Source organism: Cupriavidus sp. 05N38, from assembly GCF_056397345.1.
In genome coordinates this window covers 63,057-69,294 of sequence record NZ_JBFTNF010000045.1, presented here as the reverse complement: position 1 = coordinate 69,294, position 6,238 = coordinate 63,057, and the positions used below count along the sequence as shown (strand labels likewise).

At 68.4% G+C, this 6,238-nt stretch carries 6 protein-coding genes; all 6 read left to right on the top strand.

Annotation, left to right across the window (positions count from 1 at the left end):
- The coding region (locus AC1DK4_RS27620; protein ID WP_477131905.1) for a M20/M25/M40 family metallo-hydrolase at positions 1 to 429 on the top strand (429 nt) is incomplete at its 5' end.
- Between the two features lie 139 nt (positions 430 to 568).
- On the top strand, positions 569 to 1,423 hold the full coding sequence (gene serB, locus AC1DK4_RS27615) for a phosphoserine phosphatase SerB (RefSeq protein WP_477131904.1): 855 nt from the start codon (positions 569 to 571) through the stop codon (positions 1,421 to 1,423).
- 246 nt (positions 1,424 to 1,669) lie between these two features.
- Positions 1,670 to 1,969, top strand: a complete 300-nt coding sequence (locus AC1DK4_RS27610; RefSeq protein ID WP_441616013.1) for a hypothetical protein — start codon at positions 1,670 to 1,672, stop codon at positions 1,967 to 1,969.
- The gene (locus AC1DK4_RS27605; protein WP_441616015.1) at positions 1,966 to 2,277 is read left to right on the top strand and encodes a hypothetical protein; all 312 of its coding nucleotides are present in this window, start codon (positions 1,966 to 1,968) and stop codon (positions 2,275 to 2,277) included. The genes AC1DK4_RS27610 and AC1DK4_RS27605 overlap by 4 nt, the downstream gene beginning before the upstream one ends.
- Positions 2,278 to 2,299: 22 nt before the next feature.
- A complete protein-coding gene (locus tag AC1DK4_RS27600; RefSeq protein WP_441616017.1) occupies positions 2,300 to 3,931 on the top strand; it encodes a PepSY-associated TM helix domain-containing protein in 1,632 nt (543 codons plus the stop codon).
- 103 nt (positions 3,932 to 4,034) lie between these two features.
- Positions 4,035 to 6,209 carry a TonB-dependent siderophore receptor gene (locus AC1DK4_RS27595; RefSeq protein ID WP_441616019.1) on the top strand — a complete coding sequence of 725 codons (2,175 nt, stop codon included), beginning with the start codon at positions 4,035 to 4,037 and terminating at the stop codon, positions 6,207 to 6,209.
- Positions 6,210 to 6,238: the final 29 nt, after the last annotated feature.

Here is a 6,238-nt window from a genome sequence, read left to right as displayed (position 1 = left end):
ATGATGGGCACGGTGCGCACCTATGACGAAGGCATGAAGAAAGACATCCATGCCCGCATGAAGCGCACCACCGAGGCCATCGCCACCAGCGCCGGCGCCGAAGCCACCTTCAAGGTGGTGGAGCTCTACAACGCCACCGTCAACCAGCCCGCGCTGACCGACAAGATGGCGCCCACGCTCAAGCGCGTGGCCGGCGACGGCAACTGGATGATCGCGCCCAAGGCCACCGCCTCCGAGGATTTCTCCTTCTACCAGGAAAAGGTGCCGGGCCTGTTCTTCAACCTCGGCGTCACGCCGAAGGGCACCGATGTGACCAAGGCGGCCTCCAACCACTCGCCCGAGTTCTATGTGGACGAACCGGCGCTGGTCAACGGCGTGCGCGCGCTGTCGAACCTGACGCTCGACTACATGACGATGGCGCAGCGCTGAGGCATTGGCGCGAGCCCCGGGCGGCGCCAGGCGCCCCCGGGGCGCGCGGGCGTCTACAATACGGGTCCTGGCCGCCGAGGCGGCCTGCATTTCCGGACCCAACGCCACCGGGCGCGCGCCGCGCGCCCGCATCCACGCCATGCCCCTGATTCTTCAAAGTCTCGCGCCGATCGGCGCCGCCGATCTCGACGCGCTGCGTTCCCTGGCCCAGGCGCCGCAACTGGCTGCGCGCACGGAGTTCGTCGCCGCCGCCGACGACTGCGCCCCGCTCACCCCCGCCCTGCGCGAGGCCCTGGATGCCTACTGCGGCCCGCGCGCGATCGACTGGGCCATGGTGCCGGCCGGCCGCAGGCTGTCGGACTTCCGCCTAGTGGCGATGGACATGGACTCCACGCTGATCACCATCGAGTGCATCGACGAAATCGCCGATTTCTGCGGCCTCAAGGCCGAAGTCTCCGCCATCACCGAGGCCGCCATGCGCGGCGAGATCACGGACTTCAACGAGAGCCTGCGCCGCCGCGTGGCGCTGCTCAAGGGACTCGACGCCAGCGTGCTGGACCGCGTCTATGAAGAGCGGCTGCGCCTGTCGCCGGGTGCGGAAAACATGCTGCAGACCGTGCAGGCGCTGGGTCTGCGCACGCTGCTGGTGTCGGGTGGCTTCGTGCATTTCACGGAGAAGCTCAAAGCCCGCCTCAAGCTCGACGTCACCCGCGCCAATACGCTCGAGATCGTCAACGGCAAGCTGACGGGCCAKGTGCTGGGCGAGATCGTCAACGCCGACGTCAAGGCGCGCACGGTGCGCGAGGTCTGCGAGCAGATCGGCGCCGAACCCGCGCAAGCCATCGTCATGGGCGACGGCTCGAACGACCTGAAGATGATGGCCGTGGCCGGCCTGTCGGTGGCCTTCCGCGCCAAGCCCGTGGTGCGCGCGCAGGCCAGCGTGGCGTTCAACCATGTCGGCCTGGACGGCCTGCTGCAACTGTTCCCGCGCTGACCGGCCGGGCGTTCCGCCCGCATCCGGCCTCCAGGCCCTGGCCCCCCGGGCCTTCGGCCGCGGCACCCCGGCGCCATGCCGGGGGTTCGCCTCCCGCATCCTCCCGCACCCCCCGTATCCCACCCCCCGTACCAGCCTGAACCGGTAGCGCCAGCGCGCGCGGCCGGCAGCATCACATGCGCAGCGCTTGCAAGTTTAAATCGGAATCATTATCATTTGCCTTTACTTAAATGCTATGAACCTGTCATGCAAGTGCTTGCCGCGCTGCTAGGGTTGGGCGGCGCCTGCTGCTTCTATCTTGCCTCGCCCAACCAGCGCCTCCTGTCCTCGTTCGCGGCAGGCGCGGCGCGTAGCCGCGGCACATGGCTCTGCTGGACGGCGACGCTGGCCATCGCGGTCTCCGCATGGGCGTGGAGCACGTTGCAAGGCTGGCCCAGCGCCATCGCGGCCACGCTGGCCACGGTCGGCACCGGCCTCTCGCTGTGGCCATTCACGGGCGCCTATCTCGATGCCCGCCGCCGGCGCCAGCATGGGGTGACCCGATGACCGCGGCAACCGTGCGCACCCCGCGCAAGCCCCAGCCGGGCATGGGTACGAAATGGCTGGCCGGCACCCTGCTTGGCCTGCCCCTTTCCGTCGCATTGTGCGCGCTGTCCGTGATCTGGCTGCCGGGCGGCTGGGAGAGCGGCGCCATAGGCGCCCTGCTGGCCTGCCTGCCGTTGTGGGTGGTCATCATCAGTGCCGCGCTGCTGTTCCGCAGCAGCCGCGCCGCCTGGCTGTGGCTGGCGGCGGGCAACGCAGCCGCCTTCGGCGCGCTGTGGGCCTGGCGCCTGCTGGCCGCCGGCGCGGCATGACACGGGGCATCGGGACCAACACATGAAAGCTGCAACGCTGCGCCTTTACCAGACCCTGCATACCTGGGTCGGCCTGATGGCCGGCTGGGCCCTCTTCATCGCCTTCTTCGCCGGCGCCATCACCGTCTTCCACGAAGAACTGCATACCTGGCAGTCGCCGCACCGCTCCGTGGCCGACCGCCCGGTGGCGCAGGAGAGCGACCCGGCCGCCCTCGACCGCTTCATGCGTGAGCTGGTGGCGGCGCACCCGAAAAGCGCCGACAGCGCCTACGTCACGCTGCCGACCGTGCACGAGCCGGAGTTCACCGCCTACTGGCAGGACAAGGACGGCGAGTGGCAGACCAGCAGCTCGGCCAAGCTTGAAGCCGGCAGGAACACGCCCAGGGACACTTCGCTCGACGCGAGCCAGGGCGAACTGGCCGCCTTCCTCAACAGCCTGCACTACACGCTGGGCGTGCCCGTGGCGGGCAACTACTTCATGGGCGCGATTTCGGTGCTGTACGGCCTGGCGCTGGTGTCGGGCGTGCTGCTGCACCTGCCGCGCCTGAAGCCGGACCTGTTCGCGATCCGGCCGGGCCGCAACCTCAAGCGCTTCTGGATGGATGCGCACAACGTGGTCGGCCTGTTCAGCCTGCCCTTCCACCTGGTGTTCGCCATCACCGGCGCCGTGCTGTGCCTGGCGATGGTGCTGGTCATGGTCTTCAACGTGCTGGCCTTCGACGGCAAGCTGTTCGAAGCCCTGCCGCGCATGACCACCGCCTCGCCCGAACTGAAGGCAGCGGGGCAGCCGGCGCAGATGCTGCCGGCGGCCACGCTGATGGCCGCCGCGCGCGAACGCGCGGGCGAGCGTTTCACCCCGCTGTCGCTGCGCTACCAGCACTACGGCGACGCCAATGCCTTGATCGAGATCCGCGGCGATACCACGCGCGCGCTCGGCAACTATGGCTCGGTCTCGGTACATGCCGCCGCCGGCCGCGACGACAGCGGCAAGGTGCTGGCCAACCAGACACCCGGCGGGCGCGACGGCAACCACGCCATCTACAGCACCATCTACGCCCTGCATTTCGGCACCTATGGCGACCTCGCGCTGCGCCTGGTCTACCTGCTGGCCGGCCTGGCCGGCGCCTTCCTGTTCTATTCCGGCAACCTGCTGTGGATCGAGTCGCGCCGCAAGACCCGCAAGGCAGATCAGCCGCGCGTGCACCGCCTGCTGGCGCAGGCCACCGTGGGCGTGTGCATCGGATGCTGCATCGGCGTGGCCGCGGCCTTCTGCGGCGCCCTGATCTGGCCCGGACGCACCGCCGGCTGGAGCTACTTCCCGGTCTTCTTCGTCGCCCTGGCGTGGGCGCTGCTGCGTGCCCCGGCGCGGGCCGCCATCGAATTGCTGTGGGTCGCCGCCGCCGGCGCGCTGCTGGTGCCGGTGGTCAACGCGCTGGTAACGGGCGACTACCTCTGGACCGCCGCGCTGGCAGGCCACTGGGCCGTGGCCGGCTTCGACCTCGGCGCGCTGGCGCTGGCCTGCGGCTTTGCCGTGCTGGCCCTGGTCACGCGCCGCCGCGCCCGCAACGGACCGCCCCATTCGGTCTGGGCGCTGCCCGCGCGCGGCGACCCCGCGGCGGCCAAGGTGCCGGCCTCGGTAGCCGAGCCTTCCTGACCCGGGGCCGGGCGCCGCACAGCCCCTTTCCAGGCTTTTCGCCATAACCGTCCGGGCCTGTCCGCAGGCAGGCCCACCTTAACCTTCCTAGGATTCACCCTCCATGTCTAACCTCCACCCTTCGCAAGGGTGCGCCGCCGCATGCGCGCCCGCGCTTCGCCTCTCGCCCATCGCGAGCGCAGTGCTGGGCCTGACCCTCGCCTTCGGCGCGCTGCCGGCCCTTGCCCAGGCGCAGACCGCGGCATCCGCCGACACCACCCTGCCGACCGCCACCGTCACTGCCGCGCGCAGCACCGACCCGGTCAAGGTAGAGCGCGTCAGCGGTGGCGCGCTGGGCGACCGCAAGCCGGTCGACACGCCGTTCTCCGTGGTGGGCGTGACCAGCGAGGAGATCCAGGACCGCATGGCGCTGACCGCCAACGATGTCTTCAAGTACGACCCGTCCGTGTCCATCCTCGGCGACAACACCCGCACGGAGAACTCGTACTTCGCGGTGCGCGGCATGCGCGTGGACCCGCTCAACGGCACCAAGGTCGACGGCCAGAACTTCGTCGCCTGGGATACCGACATCCCGCTGGAGCCGTTCGAACAGGTGGAACTGCTCAAGGGCCTGTCCGGCTTCATGTACGGCTTCGGTTCGCCGGGCGGCATCATCAACTACGTGGTCAAGCGCCCGACCGACACGCCCTATCGCCAGTTCACCTTCGGCTACCAGGCCAACAACATCTGGAGCGAAAAACTGGACGTGGGCGGGCGCTTCGGCGTGGACGACCGGTTCGGCTACCGCATCAATGCCGTCAACGAGGACGGCAACTCGGTCGACCCGAACGTGCATGTGCGCCGGCAGGTGTTCTCGCTGGCCACGGACTTCCGCATCACGCCTGACCTGACCTGGTCGGCCGACGTCATGTACTGGAAGCGCAAGACCAGCGGCACGATCTTCGGCATGTCGTTTGCCTCGGACGTGTCCGTGCCCAGCGCCAGCAAGGTGGCGCGCAACCTGGCGCAGCCGTACTCGACGCACGAGACCGACATGACGACCGTCGGCACGGGCCTCGACTACCGCATCGATGACGCATGGAAGGCCAGCTTCAAGTACCGCTTCGTGCGCCAGAACCGCCTGAACGCGGACAGCTTCCTGTTTGTCGAGGACGCGGCGGGCAACTTCGCCGACACGCAGTACAAATGGAAGACGGCCTACTACTACCAGGCCTACGATGCCATGGTGCAGGGCAAGTTCGACACCGGCGGCATCAAGCATGAAGTGGTGGCGGGCGTGGGCTACCAGACGCAGGTGCGCGAACTGGACTCGGGCATCGGCGGCAACGGCATCTACCTGGGCCAGAGCAACCTGTACAACCCGGTGCTGCTGCCCGAGCAGCCAGGCGTGGGAACGGACTACATGCCCTACCGCGACTACAAGATCACGCAGAAGTCGCTGTACCTGAGCGACACCATCCAGTTCACCCAGCGCTTCTCGGTGCTGGCCGGCCTGCGCTATACGGACTTCGCCCAGAGCAACTACGACACCTCGGCGCAGACCACCTCGCGCTACAAGGCCAGCCCGGTCTCGCCGACCGTGGCGCTGATGTACAAGACGGACGACTTCTCGACCGTGTACTTCAGCTACGTGCAGGCGCTCGAGCAAGGCGGCTCGGCCAGCATCACCAACGCCAACTACCCGCAGGTCTACGGCCCGCTCAAGAGCAAGCAGTACGAGCTTGGCTTCAAGACCGAGCGCCGCGACTGGGGCGCCAGCGTGGCCCTGTTCCGCGTGGACCGTGGCTACGAATACACCAATACGTCGAACGTGTTCGTGCAGGACGGCACGCAGCGCTTCACCGGCCTGGATACCAGCGGCTGGGTGCGCTTCGCGCGCGATTTCCGCCTGCTGGGCGGCGTGATGTGGCTCAACGCCAAGGCGACCGGCGTGGATGATCCGGCCGTCAACGGCAATCGCGTGTTCGCCACGCCGCAATACATCGCCACCGCCCGCATCGAGTACGACACCCCGTTCCTGCGCGGCCTGACGCTGTCGGCCGGCGCCAAGATCACCGGCGACATGTACGTGAACTCGGCCAACACGCAGAAGGTGCCCTCGTACACCACGGTGGACCTCGGCGCCCGCTACCTGACCAAGGTCGCCGGCAAGGCCGTCACGCTGCGCGCCGCGGTCACCAACCTGGCCGACAAGCGCTTCTGGACCACCACCTACGACGGCTTCGTGCTGCCAGGCGCATCGCGCACCTTCCTGGCCAATGCCAGCGTGCAGTTCTGACCCTCCGGGCCTGCCGCAAAAGAGAACGG

Coding starts and splice junctions, on each gene's coding strand:
- AC1DK4_RS27610 (WP_441616013.1), top strand. CDS start 1,670: ATGCAAGTGCTTGCCGCGCTGCTAGGGTTGGGCGGCGCCTGCTGCTTC.
- AC1DK4_RS27605 (WP_441616015.1), top strand. CDS start 1,966: ATGACCGCGGCAACCGTGCGCACCCCGCGCAAGCCCCAGCCGGGCATG.
- AC1DK4_RS27600 (WP_441616017.1), top strand. CDS start 2,300: ATGAAAGCTGCAACGCTGCGCCTTTACCAGACCCTGCATACCTGGGTC.
- AC1DK4_RS27595 (WP_441616019.1), top strand. CDS start 4,035: ATGTCTAACCTCCACCCTTCGCAAGGGTGCGCCGCCGCATGCGCGCCC.